We start from the raw sequence: 14,773 nt of genomic DNA, 5'->3' as shown, positions 1-14,773 counted from the left end.
GGCTCATCCCCCCGACGACGTCCCTGCCACCACGAGCGCGGCCAGGCCGACGCCGACCGCGACGAACGGCACCAGCGAGAGGCCGAGGCCGACCGATCCGAGCCGGCGCGTCCGGCGGCGGTGGTCCGCACCGAACAGCGCCGCCAGGGCGAGGCCGAAGCCGATGGCCCCCACCACCGCCGAGAACAGCGCTGCCACCAGCACGAGGAAGGCGCCGTAGAGCTCGTAGCCCTCGCCGGGGTCTTCCACGTCGCGACCGAACCAGCCGTAGGCCAGGGCCACCACGCCGATCGCCGCCAGCGTGGCGGTGGCGCCCAGCACGACCGCCGCCACCGCGAACCCGTGGCGATCCGGCCCCCGCCACGGCTCGGACGGCTCCCGTCCCGCGCCGTCCTGGAAGCCTCCACCGCGGTGCTCGATCACGCCGACCCCCTCCCACCCGGTCCGCCAGCGCTCGCACGCTAGGCCGGATCGTCCACCCGGACGATCGCAGAGCTCCGCGGCCGGCTGTCCTTTTCCGTCCCCGCCGTTCGTCTCCATGGTGGACTCGGCGAACGTCGTCGAGCCACCGCCACCGAAAGGGACCCGCCATGCCCCAGTACTGCGCCACCATCTACTCCCGAGACGCCGACTGGACCTCGCCCGACGAGGCAGCCACCACCGGCGAGTACCAGGAGTTCAGCGGGGCCGCCGCCGCCATCCTGCGCGGCGGCGCCGCGCTCTACCCCACCGCCACGGCCACCACGGTGCGCGTCCAGGGCGGCAAGGGCGGCGACGTCGTCACCACCGACGGCCCCTACGCCGAGACCAAGGAGGTCCTGACGGGCTTCTACCTGCTCGAGTGCGCCGACCTCGACGAGGCGGTGGCGTGGGCGGCCCGCATCCCCGGCGCCTGGGACGGCGCCGTCGAGGTCCGCCCGGTCATCGAGTTCGGCGGCTGACGCTGGCCGCCCCCGAGGATCCGGCTGCGTCCCTCGTCCGCCTCGTGCGCGACGAGGGGCGCGCCGTCCTCGCCACCCTCACCCGCACGATCGGCGACCTCGGTCGGGCCGAGGACGCCGTCCAGGACGCACTGGTCCAGGCCCTCGACGCCTGGGCGCGAGACGGCGTCCCGCCCAACCCCCGGGCCTGGCTGCTCACCGCGGCGCGGCACCGCGCCATCGACCGCGCCCGGCGCGAAGCCCGCCGCAGCGACAAGGAGGCCGAGGCCGTGGGCCTGCTCGACCGGGACCCGCCCGACCCCACCGGCTCGGCGGTCCACGACGACCTGCTCCGGCTGGTCTTCACCTGCTGCCACCCGACCCTGGCGCCCGACACCCAGGTGGCGCTCGCGCTGCGCACGCTCTGCGGGCTCGGCACCGACGAGGTCGCCCGCTCGCTGCTGGTGAGCGAGGCCACCATGGCCAAGCGCCTCACCCGAGCCCGCCAGAAGATCGCCGTGGCCAAGATCCCCTACCGCGTCCCGCCCGACCACGAGCTGCCCGATCGCCTGGCAGCGGTGGCCACCGTGGCCTACCTCGTGTTCAACGAGGGCTACGCCGCCACGGCCGGCGAGGACCACCTGCGCCCAGCGCTCGCCGAGGAGGGCATCCGGCTGGCCCGGCTGCTGGTCGACCTGCTGCCCGGCGAGGCCGGCCTCCAGGGGTTGCTCGCCCTGATGCTGCTGCAGCACGCCCGGCGAGACGCCCGCCTCGACCCCGGCGGCGGCCTCGTGCTCATCGCCGACCAGGACCGCGGGCGCTGGGACCGGACCGCCATCGCCGAGGGGGTGGTCCTCGTCGGCGAAGGGCTGCGCCGGTCTCCCGACCGGCCCGACCCCTACGTCGTCCAGGCCGCCATCGCCGCCGCCCACGACCTCGCCCCCACCTACGCCGACACCGACTGGGCCGCCATCGTCAGCTGGTACGACGTGCTGCTCACCGCGACCGACACCGCGGTCGTCCGCCTGAACCGGGCCGCGGCCGTGGCCGAGCGCGACGGCGCCGAGCCGGCCCTCGCCCTGGTCGACGAGCTCGACGGCCTGGGTCGCTACCCGCTCTGGCACGGCGCCCGCGCCGAGCTGCTCACCCGCCTCGACCGCCCCACCGAGGCCGCCCACGCCCTGCGCGCCGCCCTCGCCCTCCCGCTCACGGCCCCCGTCCGTCGCCTCCTCGAGGCCCGCCTCGCCGCGCTGGCTGCCTGATTCCCGTCGCTCCGGGTCGCCAGGCGACCCCTGGCGACAGGAAACCGCGACCACAGCTGATTCCCGTCGCTCCGGGTCGCATGCCGACCCCTGGCGACAGGAAACCGCGACCACAGCCGGTTCCCGTCGCTCCGGGTCGCATGCCGACCCCTGGCGACAGGAATCCGCGAGGTCAGTCGGGGCGGCGGAGCCAGGTCTGGGGCGACGGCGGGCGGCCCAGGTCGGCCCAGGTGAGGTCGCCGAGGGACCGGGCCAGGTCGTCGACGGCCTGCTCGAGCGACTCGGCACCCTCCAGCAGGTCGTGCTCCTCGGGGTGGAGCGGCACCAGGGCGAGGAGGTGGACGTGGACGCCGTCGGCCTCCAGCGCCGCGACCGACTCCGGCTCGCGCAGCGGCTCGTCGAACAGCAGGGCCGAGGGCAGCCAGGGGCTGAGCTCGGTGGGGGGGCATGAGCATCGGCGGCGTCGGCCGCAGGCCCAGGGTGAGCAGGTGCGCACCGACGTCGAACACGAGCTCGACGGCCTTCTCGGGCTCGACCCCGCCGAGGTCGGGCCGGGCCGCCAGCAGCAGCTCCAGCTGCAGCGCCTCGCCGTCGGCGGCCGGGGCCCGGCCCAGGCCGTGGGTCACGAAGCGGACCAGCGAGCCGTCGGGCTCGACGAACACCAGCACGTTGATGCGCCGGCCGCTCGCCTCGTGGCGGACCGATCCGGCGGTGGCGACCGGGCCCCAGGCCGCCACGTAGGCGTCGAAGAGCTCCGGGGCCACGTCCCGGTACGGCTCGAGCTGGTGGTCGTCCACGGTCAGGCGCGGGCGCGGGCCTGCTCGACGGCGTGGAGCAGCTCCGGGGTCTTGCGGAAGGTGGCCCCGGCGAAGCCGCGGTGCACGTGGGCCAGGCGGCCCTGCCCGTCGATGACGAACACGCAGCGCCGGTAGAAGCCGACGGGCCCGAGCACGCCGTAGTCCCGGGCGAGGGACTTGTCGACGTCGGCCAGCAGCGGGAACGCGAAGCCGCCCTGGTGGTCGCTGAAGCCCTGGTGGCTGTCGAGGTCCTCGGGGCTGACGGCCAGCAGCTGGGCGTCGAGGTCGAGGAAGCGATCGATGTCGCCGGTGTAGGCGTTCAGCTGCCGCGTGCAGACCGGGGTGTTGTCGCCCGGGTACGTGATCAGGACGACGGGCCGGCCGGCGAACTCCTCCAGCGTGTACTCGCGCCGGGCGCCGTCGTGCACGCCCCAGAGCCGGAACGTCGGTGCGGGGTCCCCTGCGGTCACGGCCATCGTCGGACCATACGCCGCCACCTCGTCCTGGAGAAACCGGATCGAGCGCTTCCCGTCGTCCCCGCACCGGGCTGCGCTGGGTACCGTCGTCGCCGACCCCCGTCCTCTCGAAAGCGAGCTCTCCCATGGCCCTCCCCACCCGCGCCCTCGGCCGCTCCGGCATCACCGCCGGTGCGGTCGGCCTCGGCTGCATGAGCTTCAGTGGCATCTACGGCGGCTACGACGGCACCGGCGCCCACGAGGTCATCAACCGGGCGCTCGACCTCGGCGTCACCCTGCTCGACACCGCCGACGTCTACGGCCCGTTCACCAGCGAGGAGGCCGTGGGCGCGGCCATCGCCGGCCGCCGCGACGAGGTCGTGCTGGCCACCAAGTTCGGCCTGGTGGCCGACCGCGAGAGCCCGACCGGCCTCGGCGTCGACGGGACCCCCGCCTACGCCCGCTCCTCGGTCGAGGGCTCGCTCAAGCGGTTGGGCGTGGACCACATCGACCTGTACTACCTGCACCGTCCGTCGGGCACGACCCCGATCGAGGAGACCGTCGGCGCCCTGGGCGAGCTGGTGGCCGAGGGCAAGATCGGCCACATCGGCCTGTCCGAAGCCTCGGTCGACACCATCGACCGCGCCGCCGCCACCCACCCCATCGCCGCCCTCCAGACCGAGTACTCGCTGTGGAGCCGGGACATCGAGGGCCCGATCATGGATGCCTGCCGGCGCCACGGCATGGGCATCGTGCCCTACAGCCCGCTCGGCCGGGGCTTCCTCACCGGTTCGTTCACCACCCCGGACGACCTGCCCGAGGGCGACTGGCGCCGCAACAACCCCCGCTTCGCCGCGGAGGCCATGGCCGCCAACCAGGCCCTCGTCGAACTGGTCCGCAACGTGGCCGACGGCTATGGCGCCACGCCCGGCCAGGTCGCCATCGCCTGGATCCTCGCCCAGGGCGACGACCTCATCCCGATCCCCGGCACCAAGCGCGTGACCTACCTCGAGGACAACGCCGGCGGCGCCTCGGTGCAGCTCACCCCGGCGGACCTCGAGCAGCTCGACCAGGCCGCGGCCCAGGTCGCCGGCCCGCGGTACGACCCCGACCTGGGCTGGGTCAACCGCGACACCCCACCGGCCGGCTGACTGCCGGGCCGGCGGGCGTCGTCGCTCCCGCTCAGTCGAGCTGCGCCACGACCTCGTCGGAGAGGTCGAAGTTGCCGTAGACGTCCTGCACGTCGTCGATGTCCTCGAGGGCGTCGAGCAGGTCGAGCACCTTCTTGGCCGAGCCGGCGTCCTCGATGGGCACCAGGTTCTGGGCGACCATGGTGAGGTCGCCCTCGAGGACCTTGAAGCCACCCTCCTCGAGCTGGGTGCGCACCGAGTGGAGGTCGGTGGGCGCGGTGGAGACCTGCCACGCCTCGCCGGCGCGCACGATGTCCTCGGCGCCGGCCTCGATGGCCGCCATCATCAGCTCGTCCTCGTCGGCTCCGCCGTCGACCAGCAAGCTCCCCTTGCGGTCGAACTGCCACGCCACGGCGCCGGGCTCGGCCATGGAGCCGCCCCGCTTGGTGAAGACCGAGCGCACGTCGGAGCCGCTGCGGTTCCGGTTGTCGGTGAGCACCTCGATGAGCAGCGCCACGCCACCGGGGGCGTAGCCCTCGTAGGTGATCTGCTCGTAGTTGACGCCGTCGAGCCCGCCGGTGGCCCGCTTGATGGCCTTCTCGATGGTGTCCAGCGGCACCGAGGAGTCCCGGGCCTTCTGGTACATCGTCCGCAGGGACGGGTTCATCTCCGGATCGGGACCGCCCTCGCGGGCGGCCACCTCGACCTGGCGGATCAGCTTGGCGAACACCTTGGCCCGCTTGGCGTCGGTGGCGCCCTTCTTGTGCTTGATCGTTGCCCACTTGGAATGCCCGGACATGGGGACCTCCTCGGTCGAGTTTGCGATCGTAGGCTGGTCAGCCCACGAGGTTCAGGAACAGCTCGTGCAGCCGGCGGTCGCCGGTGAGCTCGGGGTGGAAGGCCGACACCAGCACCGGGCCCTGGCGGCACAGCACGGGGTGGCCGTCGACGCTGGCCAGGACCTCCACGCCGGCGCCGACCTCCTCCACGAACGGGGCCCGGATGAACACGGCGTGGAAGCCGCCGTCGAGCCCGTCGATGTCGAGGTCGGCCTCGAAGGAGTCGACCTGGCGGCCGAACGCGTTGCGGCGCACGGTCACGTCGATGGCGTCGTAGGACCGCTGGTCGGCGCGGCCGTCGAGCACGGTGCGGGCGAGGACGATCATCCCCGCACAGGTGCCGAAGGTTGGCATCCCCGCCGCCAGGCGCTCGGTGAGCGGCTCGGCCAGGCCCGAGGTGTCGAGCAGCTTGGACATGGTGGTGGACTCGCCACCGGGGATGACGAGCGCCTCGACGTCGGCCAGCTGGGCCGGGGTGCGGACCTCGACGGGCGCGGCGCCGAGGGACCGCAGCGCCTCAGCGTGCGGGGCGACAGCGCCTTGGAGCGCGAGCAGGCCGACCTTCACCGGCGCCACCCGATCCTGGGGGCTCCGACGAGCGGGGCCCGTCGGAGGCGGCAGCAGGCGAACCGGGCACCGGGGCTACCAGCCCCGGTCGGCGAAGGTGGTCTCGAGGCCGCCGATCTCGAGGCCCGGCATGGCGCCACCGAGGCCGCGGCTCACCTTGGCGAGGATGGCGGGGTCGTTGAAGTGCGTGGTGGCCTCGACGATGGCCTTGGCCCGCACCGACGGGTTGTCGGACTTGAAGATGCCCGAGCCGACGAACACGCTCTCGGCGCCGAGCTGCATGGCGAGGGCGGCATCGGCCGGCGTGGCCAGCCCGCCGGCGCAGAACATGGGCACCGGGAGCTTGCCGGTCTCGTGGATCTCCTGCACCAGCGGCAGCGGGGCCTGGAGGCGCTTGGCCCAGTCGAAGAGCTCGGCGTTGTCGGCCTGGGTGATCTTGCGGATGTCGCCGATGATGGAGCGCAGGTGGCGCACGGCCTCGACCACGTTGCCGGTGCCGGCCTCGCCCTTGGAGCGGATCATGCAGGCGCCCTCGCTGATGCGGCGCAGCGCCTCGCCCAGGTTGGTGGCGCCGCAGACGAACGGCACGGTGAAGGCCCACTTGTCGATGTGGTGGGCCTCGTCGGCCGGGGTGAGGACCTCGGACTCGTCGACGTAGTCGACGCCGAGCGCCTCGAGGATCTGGGCCTCGACGAAGTGGCCGATGCGGGCCTTGGCCATCACCGGGATGGTGGTGACGGCCTTGATGCCCTCGATCATCTCGGGATCGGACATGCGGGCCACGCCGCCGTCGCGGCGGATGTCGGAGGGCACCCGCTCGAGCGCCATGACCGCCACGGCGCCGGCGTCCTCGGCGATCTTGGCCTGCTCGGGGTCGACCACGTCCATGATGACGCCGCCCTTGAGCATCTCGGCGAGGCCCCGCTTCACGAGCTGGGTACCGGTCTCCGAGGTGGGTCGGGCGGCGGAGGAGGACGTGTCGGCCATGGTCGGAGTCTAGGGAGCGGGCACCCGGGACCAGAAGCCCGTTGCCCGAGCCGGGACCGACGCCGGGACTCGGTGCGCTGGGTCAGCCGCCGCGCACGAAGGCCGAGACCTCGTCGGCCCTCGGGGTCCACGCCCCCTCGTCGCCCAACAGGGCCCAGCCGTGGGTGCCGGGCTGCTCGGTGGCCAGCTCGAGCCGCTTGTCGGTGGACGGCATGGCGGCGAGGAGGGCCTTCGCCTCGGCCTCGGTCGGCCCGTCCGGGTCGTCGGGGGCGGTGATCACCAGAACGGCCTGGCGGACCTGTGCGGCGGCCGGCTCCGAATCGAGCTGGCCGTAGGCGATGGGGCCGGACAGATCGACGATCGCGTCGATGGCGGGCGCTGGCTCGACGCCTGCCGTCGCCACGGCCAGGGTGCCTCCGGCGGAGGCCCCGACGAGGACGACGCGCGTCGCACCATCGGTGCGAGCCTGGGCCACCGCCGCGGCCGCCACGGTGGGCCAGCCCGCCGGTCCGGCCGCTGCGCCGCCTGCGCACCGGCTGGCGCCGTACTCGCACTGGTTCACCAGGATCGAGCGCACGCCCTCGCCGGCGAGGCGCTCGGCGAAGGGGGCGAACCCGCACATCCCCTGCCGGTCCGACTGGTGCAGGAAGATGGCCACCACGTCGCCCGACCCGATGGTGGCGGTCTGGATGCGACCGACGCCGTCGACGTCGAGCCACGCCGTCGTCCCGTCGATGCCGCCGCAGGTCTCGGCCGCCGAGGGCAGGACCGCCACCTCGGTCGTCGTGGGGCGGGCTTCGGTCGTGGTCGTCGGGGCCGTCGTGGTCGTCGTCGCTCGGTCTGCGTCGCTGCTCCCGTCGGAGTTGCTGCAGGCGGTCGCACCGATGCCCAGGGCCAGGACGACGAGCAGCGCTCGGATCCGGCGGCGCCCCGCCAGCCGCTGGTCGGTCGTGTTCTGCACGGGGTACGGGGTACCCCGCCCGTGGCGGGCGGAACCCCGAGCCGACGTCAGGAGACCGTGGTGGCGCCGCCGGCGCGGGGCAGCTCGATCCAGGTCTGGCCCGGGGTGAGCTGGATGGGTGCGCCGGCGTCGTCGATGAGGGCGGCCGGCTTGTCCTCGGCCGGACGGTCCCATCGCCCGTGGACCACGGCACCGTTCGTGAACACGAACGCCTCTCCCCCGCCGACGGTGAGCGCCTCGGGCGAGCGGGTGTCGGCCGGGCTCTGGCCGTAGGGCGTGACCAGGACCACCACGTTCTGGGCCGACAGGCGGGTGCCGTCCTGGTCCAGGTGCGGGCGGCCGTTCTGGCTCCGGAGGAAGAGCTTCAGCTTGGGGTCCCACCGCCAGCCCACCGGCGACGACGCGCCGCCACCGCCCCACGTGAGGTCGACGCCCTGGGCGGGCTTGGCGCTCGCCGGCATGGCGCCGCCATCGGGCCGGTAGGAGAAGAGCGGACCAGGGGCCGGGGTGTCGGCGGGAGCCCGGTTCCACAGGTCGTTGGCCTGGACGTAGAGGTTGTGGGGCGCCTTGCGGCTCCGGTCACGGGCGTAGGAGCCGCCCGCGGCGTTGGCGCCGACGTCGATGATCGCCGGCGAGGCCTTGACCGCAGCGGTGACGCCGCCGTTGCCCCCGGACCAGGCGAGCAGCACCCGGCCGAGCTGCGGGAGCAGGTGGATGTCGGTGGTGCGCGCCGAGCGCACCGGACCGACCTGGCCGGGGCTCTGGGACTGGAAGATGGCCACGAGCCGGGTGATGTTCCCCTCGACGATCTCCTCGATGACGATGTCGGCCTTGGGCAGGCCCCGCTGCGGCACGGCGGTCTCGCTGCGGGCGTCGAGGTTGTCGATCTTCACGGCCAGGGCCGGGCGGGTGGCGGTGGCGAGGTCGGTGAGGCGCAGGCCGGTGAGCGGGGCGACCGGCCCCGATGCCGGCTGGGTGGTGGTGGTGACCGCCGCCGGCTTGGCGGTGGTCGTGGTGGTGGAGCGGGGGACCGCCTTCTCGTCGTCCTTGTCATCGCCGCCGCTGAGGGCCACGCCGGCCACCAGGGCGATCACCGCGACGACCACGCCGCCGGCCAGGAGGCCCCGCTTCACCTGGGGCGTGAGCCGGGAGGCGGCGGCCGGGGTCTCGGGTTCGTCCATGGTCAGAGCCTGCTCCGTGGGGGTGGCAGCGGGGTGGATGGCGACGGGCGGGCCCGTCGCTCGCTCAGGGCGCGCTCAGAGCTCGCGCAGGGCGGCGATGCGCTCCTCGATGGGCGGGTGGGTGTCGAACAAGCGGTTCCACTTGGAGAGCTTGCCCTCCTCCTCCACTCGGGCCACCGGCGCCTCGATCCAGAGGTGGGCGGTGGCCCGCGAGCTGGCGTGGACGACGGTGGTGTCGTCGCGCAGCTTCTCCAGCGCCGAGATCAGCCCCGGCGGGTAGCGGGTCATCTCGACCGCCGACACGTCGGCCAGCGCCTCGCGGCGACGGCTGACGGCGAGCTGCATGAGCCGCGACAACAGGGGCGAGAGCACGAGGATGCCGAGGCCGATGAACCCGAGCCACGGGGCGGCGCCACCGGTGCGGTCGTTGCGCCCGCGCCGGCCGCCGTTCCACCACATCATGCGGATGCAGAAGTCGGCCGCCAGCGTCACGAAGCCCACCATGGTCACGGCGATGGTGGAGACCAGGATGTCGTCGTTCTTCACGTGGCTGAGCTCGTGGGCGAGGACCGCCTCGAGCTCCACGCGGTTCATCTTGTCGAGCAGCCCCGTGGTGACGGCGATGGCGGCGTGCTTGGGGTTGCGACCGGTGGCGAAGGCGTTCGGGGCGACGTCGTCGATGACGTAGATCCGGGGCTTCGGCAGGCCGCTGGCGATGCAGAGCCCCTCGACCAGGTTGTGCAGCCGGGCGTAGGTGACGGGGTCGGCCTCGACGGCCCGGCTCACCCGCAGGGCGAGGGCATCGGACTTCCAGTAGGAGCCGAAGGCCGAGCCGACCGCCACCACCAGGGCGATGACGAGGCCCACGATGCCGAGGTCGAAGAGGTACAGCACGGCCGCGACCACCACGGCGACGAGGACCACGAAGACGGCGGTGAGGGCGAGCGAACGGCGCTTGTTCTGGGCAACCTGGTCGTACAAGGGGGAACCGGCCTCCCGACCGGTGGGGTCACCGCGAGCGGCGGGCGACCGGGGTTCAGATCAGAACTGGACGTTGACCGGGCCGCGGGCGGAGCCGTCGGCCTCGAAGTACTCGCGCTCGGTGAAGTGGAACGCACCGGCCAGGATCGACGACGGGACCGACTGGATCTTGGTGTTGTAGCGGTTCACGGTGTCGTTGTAGAACTGCCGCGCGTAGGCGATCTTGTCCTCGGTGCCCGTCAGGGTCTCCTGGAGGCTCAGGAAGTTCGTGTTGGCCTTCAGGTCCGGGTACGCCTCCGAGAGGGCGAACACCGACTTGAGCGCACCGGTCAGGACGTTGTCGGCAGCAGCGGCCTCACCGGGGGTGGTGGCGGCCTGGGCGGCGTTGCGGGCGCGGATGACCGCGTCCAGCGTCTCCTTCTCGTGGGCGGCGTAGCCCTTGACCGTCTCGACCAGGTTCGGGATGAGCTCCGAGCGCCGGGTGAGCTGGACGTCGATCTGGGCCCAGGCGGCCTCGACCTTGTTCCGCAGGCCGACGAGGCCGTTGTAGAGGACCATGGTCACGAGCGCCAGCACGACGACCACGACGATCAAGATGATGAGCACGATCACCTGCCCACCTTAGGGGGCGGGTGGCCGCTCCCACGGTGACGGCGCTCAGCCGCGCGGGCGGAGGCGGCGCCAGCCCCGGGCCTGGGGCTTGGCCGTGGTCACCTGGGCGTAGAGCTCCAGGTACCGGTCGGCGAGGGTGTCCATCGAGAACTCGGTGGCCCGCTCGGTGCCCGAGGCCACCAGCCGCTCGCGCAGGTCCCGGTCGGCCAGGACCCGGTTCAGGGCCACGGCCAGCGCGCCGACGTCGCCCGGCGGCACCAGGAGGCCGTCGCGATCGGGCCGGGCCACCAGCCGGTAGCCGCTGAGGTCGGCGGCGACGATGGCCGCCCCAGAGGCCATGGCCTCCAGCAGCACCACGCCGAAGGACTCGCCCCGCAGCGACGGGGCGCAGAACACGTCGGCCGCCCGCAGGCGGCGGCGCTTCTCCTCGTCCGACAGCCGCCCCAGCCAGTGGATCCGCGGGTCGCCGGCGTGCTGGACCTTGAGCCGCTCGGTGTCCGGGCCGTCGGACCCGATCCACACCTGGGTGTCGGCGGGCAGCGCCGGCAGGGCCGCGAGGAGCACGTCGAGGCCCTTGCGGGGCTCGTGGCGTCCGAGGAAGAAGATCGTCGGCGCCTCGGTGGGCCACGGGTCGGCCTTGGCGAACCGATCGATCTCGATGCCGTTGAACAGGTGGACGTAGTCGCCGCCGAGGTGGTCCCGGGCCAGCGCCTCGGCCTCGGCCGACACCACCGTGCGCACGTCGAGGCGCGACGCCATCCACTTGAGGATGGGCGACGCGTACCGATACGACGCGCTGGTGCCGGCGGCGTGGAACGTGCCCACCAGCGGGGTCGGCTTGAGCAGGCAGGCGGTCATGGTGGCGCCCGGGGCGAGCGGCTCGTGCAGGTGCAGCACGTCGAAGCCCTCGTCGCGCACCGCACGGATCAGCCGCAGCTGGGCCGAGGGGTCCGGGGCGATGGGCGCCACGGAGCCGTTGGCCGCGGTGGGGATCGAGTTGCCGAGCGGGGTGACCCAGCCGTCGGGCGGCGGACCGTCGGACGGGGCGAGGACCCGGGTGGGGTGGCCCTTGGCCCGCAGGGCGCGAGCCAGGCCCAGCACCTGCTCCTGCACGCCGCCCGGCACGCTGATGCTGTACGGGCAGACGATCCCGATCCTCACGACGGTCCCCCGTCGGCGGCGGCCGTCGGCTCGTCGGCCGCCTCGCCCGGCGCCGCCTCGAGGCCGGCGGCCACGCGGTCGCTCGGCCAGTTCGGCTGCAGCAGGTGCCACTGCTCCGGTGCCAGGCGGATGAGGCCCTCGAGCTCGTAGGCCAGCAGCTGGGTCACGCGGGCCACGTCGGCCCGGAACTTGCCCTGCCGGCTGGTGTCGATGGGCGGGTTGGCCACGCCCTGGTGGTGGTCCCCGTCGAAGTAGCAGGTGGCGGCGATGAGGGGGGGCGCCGTTGCGCAGGGCGATGGTGGCCGGCCCGGCCGGCAGGGTGGTGCGCTCGCCGAAGAACTCGACCTCGATGCCGTCGCCGGACACGTCGCGGTCGCACAGCAGGGTGAGGATGCGGTTGTCGCCCAGCGCGGCGGTGGCGCGGGCGCCGGCGGCACGATCGAGCGGGATGACCTCGAAGCCGTAGGCGCTGCGCAGGTCGGTGAACCACCGGGCCAGCTCGGGCGGCTCCACCGCCTCGACGACGGTGCTCACCTTCACCTGCTGCACGGCGGTGGTCCAGAAGCCGGCCCACTCCCACGCTCCCAGGTGGGGCATGGCCATCACCACGCCGGTGCCGGCGTCGATGCCGGCGCGCACGTGCTCGAAGCCCCGGCCGGTGAAGCCGGCGTCGAGCGCTTCGGGTGACGTGCCCGGGAGCCGGAACGACTCCACCCAGTAGTGGGCGTAGGACTCGAAGACGTGCGTGACCGCCGCCTCGAGCTCGGCGGGGCTCAGGTCCGGGCGGACCCGGAGCTGGTGGCGCTCGACCATGTCGCGGCGGCCGGCCATGAGCTTGGCGGCCACGAAGCCGCCCACCGAGGCCACCGGCTGCACCGCCTGGCCGGGCAGCAGGCGCGCCACGGCGCTGCCGGCCCGGTAGGCGGCGTAGGCAGGATGGGGCAACCCGGGCAGGTTCAGCGCGGCGGGCGCAGCTGGGACCGTCGCCGGACCTGCCGCGTGGTGGAGCGGGCCACCCGACGATCCTGTGCCCGGGTGCGAGCCCGAGCCGACACCGGCACGCGGCGGGCAGCGACCGGGACCTCAGACGAGGCCTGCTTCCAGACCTTCACGAAGCGCTGGCCGGCGGTCAGCAGGGTGAGGGCGAGCATGACCCACAGGATCGGGATGAGCAGGAAGTTGAACAGCAGGCCCAGGCCCAGGGCGACGAGGCGCTCGGCGCGCTCCATGAGCCCGCCCTTGGCGTCGTAGCCGAGCGACTCGGCCTTGGCCCGCTCGTAGGAGATGATGATCGAGGCGCCCATCACCGCCATGGGCAGCAGGGCGATGCGCCCGGGGTGCGTGGTGGACAGGTGCCACGCCACGCCCAGGAAGAGCACGGCGTCGGTGAACCGGTCGGCCACGGAGTCGAAGAAGGCACCGCGGGGCGAGGCGGTGCCGGAGGCCTTGGCCACCGCACCGTCGAGCACGTCCGGCAGGGCGGCCAGCACCAGCAGGAGCAGGCCGAGGCGCAGGGCGCCGTTGCCGATGGCGATCGCCGCCGCACACGCCACGGTGATGCCGACGACGGTGAGCTGGTTCGCGGTGATGCCGGTGCGCGTGAGCTGCTGCCCGACGGGCTTCAGCGTGCGATCGGAGGTGGCCCGGAACTGGCCATCGAACATGGTGTCTCCTCAGGAGCCTGACTGCTTGCAGAAGTTAGCACCTCTGCGCCCGGCGGCGTCGGGTCTCTACCCGTCAGCGCCCGGTTCGACGCCCGCGGCGGCCTCGGAGGTTCCACCGGTGGCACCGGCGCGGGCCAGCTCGCCGTCGAGGTCGCTCCAGTCCTCGGGGTTGTCCTCGGTGAACCAAGAGACGATCTCCCCGTCGACGCCGTCGACGAGGACCAGGCCGCGGCGGGTGGGCGGGTTCTCGGCGGAGTAGAGGAGGATGCGCCAGGTGGGCCGGCTGCGCAGGCCCCGCCAGCCGAGCTGGGCCGAGGCGTGCCCCACGGGGAAGCCCACGCGCTCGGTGGCCGCAACGAGGGCGTCACGCTCGTCGACGTCGAGGTTCCAGCCGGCGACGAGGTGGAAGCCGCCGATGAGGACCAGGCCGATGCCGGCGGCGAGGAAGCCGCCGTTGACCAGCACGGCGTCGCCGTCGCGGCCGAGCAGGACCCACGCCAGGAGGCAGGCGACGCCGATGAACAGGTACAGGTAGCCCGGCACCCGGCGGCGGTTGTTGTTGGGGAAGACGTAGGGGCCGACGAACTCGGAGATGTCGAGGTCGTCGGGCAGCGCGTCGCGCACCTCGGTGTCGGCCAGCGCCGGCTCGACCACCTCGGCGGCGGGGTCCGGCTCGGCCTCGGGGGCCGGGGCGCCGGTGGTCGGCTGGTCGTCGTCGCTCACGCCCTGGACGGTAGCGGCGGGCACGAGCCCTCCCCAATCGCTCCGGCGCTCAGGCGGGGGCGGGCCACGCGGCCCGCAGCTTCCGGCTGCTCACCTCGAGCGGTTCGGGCAGCACCCGGGCCTCGGCCACCGCGGTCATGAAGTTGGTGTCGCCGGACCACCGCGGCAGGCAGTGCACGTGGAGGTGGTCCGGGACCCCGGCGCCGGCGCCGGCGCCGAGGTTGATCCCGACGTTGACGCCGTCGGGGCGGTAGGCGGCCTCGATGGCGGCCACCCCGGCCCGCACCCCGGCCCACAGCTCGGTGGCCTCGGCCTCGGTGAGCCCGCCCAGGTCGGCCACGGCGCGCTGGGGCAGCACCAGCAGGTGGCCCGAGCCGTAGGGGTAGGCGTTGAGGACGGCGAAGCAGGTCTCGCCGCGCCAGAGGACGTGGGTCTCGTCGTCCGGGAGGTCGCTGGCGAAGATGCGCTCGAAGAGGGAGCGGCCGTCGCCGTCGGGGCGGACCTCGGCGGGGTCGTCGCCCAGGCGCTCGATG

At 73.7% G+C, this 14,773-nt stretch carries 17 protein-coding genes and 2 pseudogenes; 3 read left to right on the top strand and 16 right to left on the bottom strand.

Annotation, left to right across the window (positions count from 1 at the left end):
- Positions 1-3 precede the first annotated feature (3 nt).
- On the bottom strand, positions 4-423 hold the full coding sequence (locus KSP35_RS03090) for a hypothetical protein (RefSeq protein ID WP_216998839.1): 420 nt from the start codon (positions 421-423) through the stop codon (positions 4-6).
- Between the two features lie 167 nt (positions 424-590).
- Here KSP35_RS03090 and KSP35_RS03085 point away from each other — a divergent pair, with 167 nt between their 5' ends.
- On the top strand, positions 591-941 hold the full coding sequence (locus KSP35_RS03085; RefSeq protein ID WP_216998837.1) for a YciI family protein: 351 nt from the start codon (positions 591-593) through the stop codon (positions 939-941).
- A 44-nt stretch (positions 942-985) separates the two neighbouring features.
- Complete coding sequence (locus tag KSP35_RS03080; RefSeq protein WP_216998835.1) at positions 986-2,182, top strand: RNA polymerase sigma factor; 1,197 nt, start codon at positions 986-988, stop codon at positions 2,180-2,182.
- A gap of 172 nt (positions 2,183-2,354) precedes the next feature.
- Here KSP35_RS03080 and KSP35_RS03075 read toward each other — a convergent pair whose 3' ends face one another.
- Both KSP35_RS03075 and KSP35_RS03070 read right to left on the bottom strand, forming a co-directional pair.
- Complete coding sequence (locus KSP35_RS03075) at positions 2,355-2,678, bottom strand: suppressor of fused domain protein (RefSeq protein WP_216998833.1); 324 nt, start codon at positions 2,676-2,678, stop codon at positions 2,355-2,357.
- 303 nt (positions 2,679-2,981) lie between these two features.
- Complete coding sequence (locus KSP35_RS03070; RefSeq protein WP_216998831.1) at positions 2,982-3,455, bottom strand: redoxin domain-containing protein; 474 nt, start codon at positions 3,453-3,455, stop codon at positions 2,982-2,984.
- 125 nt (positions 3,456-3,580) lie between these two features.
- On the opposite strand from KSP35_RS03070, the gene KSP35_RS03065 reads away from it, so the two are divergent.
- The gene (locus tag KSP35_RS03065; protein WP_216998829.1) at positions 3,581-4,585 is read left to right on the top strand and encodes an aldo/keto reductase; all 1,005 of its coding nucleotides are present in this window, start codon (positions 3,581-3,583) and stop codon (positions 4,583-4,585) included.
- Positions 4,586-4,616: 31 nt separating this feature from the next.
- On the opposite strand, the gene KSP35_RS03060 is transcribed toward KSP35_RS03065, so the two are convergent.
- The 13 genes and pseudogenes from KSP35_RS03060 to KSP35_RS25480 all read right to left on the bottom strand — a co-directional run.
- The gene (locus KSP35_RS03060) at positions 4,617-5,363 is read right to left on the bottom strand and encodes a YebC/PmpR family DNA-binding transcriptional regulator (protein ID WP_216998827.1); all 747 of its coding nucleotides are present in this window, start codon (positions 5,361-5,363) and stop codon (positions 4,617-4,619) included.
- Positions 5,364-5,400: 37 nt separating this feature from the next.
- Entirely contained in the window at positions 5,401-5,979 is a 579-nt protein-coding gene (gene pdxT, locus KSP35_RS03055; protein ID WP_254126958.1) for a pyridoxal 5'-phosphate synthase glutaminase subunit PdxT, read from the bottom strand.
- 66 nt (positions 5,980-6,045) lie between these two features.
- Entirely contained in the window at positions 6,046-6,957 is a 912-nt protein-coding gene (gene pdxS / locus KSP35_RS03050; protein WP_216998825.1) for a pyridoxal 5'-phosphate synthase lyase subunit PdxS, read from the bottom strand.
- Positions 6,958-7,039: 82 nt separating this feature from the next.
- The gene (locus KSP35_RS03045; RefSeq protein ID WP_216998823.1) at positions 7,040-7,918 is read right to left on the bottom strand and encodes a hypothetical protein; all 879 of its coding nucleotides are present in this window, start codon (positions 7,916-7,918) and stop codon (positions 7,040-7,042) included.
- Between the two features lie 47 nt (positions 7,919-7,965).
- Positions 7,966-9,099 (bottom strand): DUF3048 domain-containing protein, encoded by a 1,134-nt coding sequence (locus KSP35_RS03040; protein WP_216998821.1) that lies wholly within the window; start codon positions 9,097-9,099, stop codon positions 7,966-7,968.
- Between the two features lie 75 nt (positions 9,100-9,174).
- On the bottom strand, positions 9,175-10,080 hold the full coding sequence (locus tag KSP35_RS03035; RefSeq protein WP_216998819.1) for a M48 family metallopeptidase: 906 nt from the start codon (positions 10,078-10,080) through the stop codon (positions 9,175-9,177).
- Between the two features lie 60 nt (positions 10,081-10,140).
- Complete coding sequence (locus KSP35_RS03030; RefSeq protein ID WP_254126957.1) at positions 10,141-10,692, bottom strand: LemA family protein; 552 nt, start codon at positions 10,690-10,692, stop codon at positions 10,141-10,143.
- Between the two features lie 45 nt (positions 10,693-10,737).
- The gene (locus KSP35_RS25495) at positions 10,738-11,793 is read right to left on the bottom strand and encodes a glycosyltransferase family 4 protein (protein ID WP_371748948.1); all 1,056 of its coding nucleotides are present in this window, start codon (positions 11,791-11,793) and stop codon (positions 10,738-10,740) included.
- A gap of 56 nt (positions 11,794-11,849) precedes the next feature.
- Complete coding sequence (locus KSP35_RS25490; RefSeq protein WP_371748947.1) at positions 11,850-12,080, bottom strand: hypothetical protein; 231 nt, start codon at positions 12,078-12,080, stop codon at positions 11,850-11,852.
- A gap of 112 nt (positions 12,081-12,192) precedes the next feature.
- A pseudogene (locus tag KSP35_RS25485) lies at positions 12,193-12,756 on the bottom strand (hypothetical protein); the annotation flags it as partial.
- Positions 12,757-12,809: 53 nt separating this feature from the next.
- The gene (locus tag KSP35_RS03020) at positions 12,810-13,517 is read right to left on the bottom strand and encodes a CDP-alcohol phosphatidyltransferase family protein (RefSeq protein WP_216998815.1); all 708 of its coding nucleotides are present in this window, start codon (positions 13,515-13,517) and stop codon (positions 12,810-12,812) included.
- 66 nt (positions 13,518-13,583) lie between these two features.
- The gene (locus KSP35_RS03015) at positions 13,584-14,240 is read right to left on the bottom strand and encodes a hypothetical protein (RefSeq protein WP_216998813.1); all 657 of its coding nucleotides are present in this window, start codon (positions 14,238-14,240) and stop codon (positions 13,584-13,586) included.
- Between the two features lie 49 nt (positions 14,241-14,289).
- Positions 14,290-14,616: pseudogene (locus KSP35_RS25480) on the bottom strand (HIT domain-containing protein); the annotation flags it as partial.
- Positions 14,617-14,773: the final 157 nt, after the last annotated feature.

It is taken from the genome of Aquihabitans sp. G128 (genome assembly GCF_019048865.1).
GTDB lineage: Bacteria > Actinomycetota > Acidimicrobiia > Acidimicrobiales > Iamiaceae > Aquihabitans.
The sequence above is the reverse complement of the archived record's forward strand: the minus strand, read 5'-3'. Positions and strand labels throughout refer to the sequence as shown.

Bases quoted from the DNA above. Each gene is read 5' to 3' on its own strand.
- KSP35_RS03065 (WP_216998829.1), top strand. From the start codon at position 3,581: ATGGCCCTCCCCACCCGCGCCCTCGGCCGCTCCGGCATCACCGCCGGT.
- KSP35_RS03060 (WP_216998827.1), bottom strand. From the start codon at position 5,363: ATGTCCGGGCATTCCAAGTGGGCAACGATCAAGCACAAGAAGGGCGCC.
- pdxS (WP_216998825.1), bottom strand. From the start codon at position 6,957: ATGGCCGACACGTCCTCCTCCGCCGCCCGACCCACCTCGGAGACCGGT.
- KSP35_RS03020 (WP_216998815.1), bottom strand. From the start codon at position 13,517: ATGTTCGATGGCCAGTTCCGGGCCACCTCCGATCGCACGCTGAAGCCC.
- KSP35_RS03085 (WP_216998837.1), top strand. From the start codon at position 591: ATGCCCCAGTACTGCGCCACCATCTACTCCCGAGACGCCGACTGGACC.
- KSP35_RS03070 (WP_216998831.1), bottom strand. From the start codon at position 3,455: ATGGCCGTGACCGCAGGGGACCCCGCACCGACGTTCCGGCTCTGGGGC.
- KSP35_RS03040 (WP_216998821.1), bottom strand. From the start codon at position 9,099: ATGGACGAACCCGAGACCCCGGCCGCCGCCTCCCGGCTCACGCCCCAG.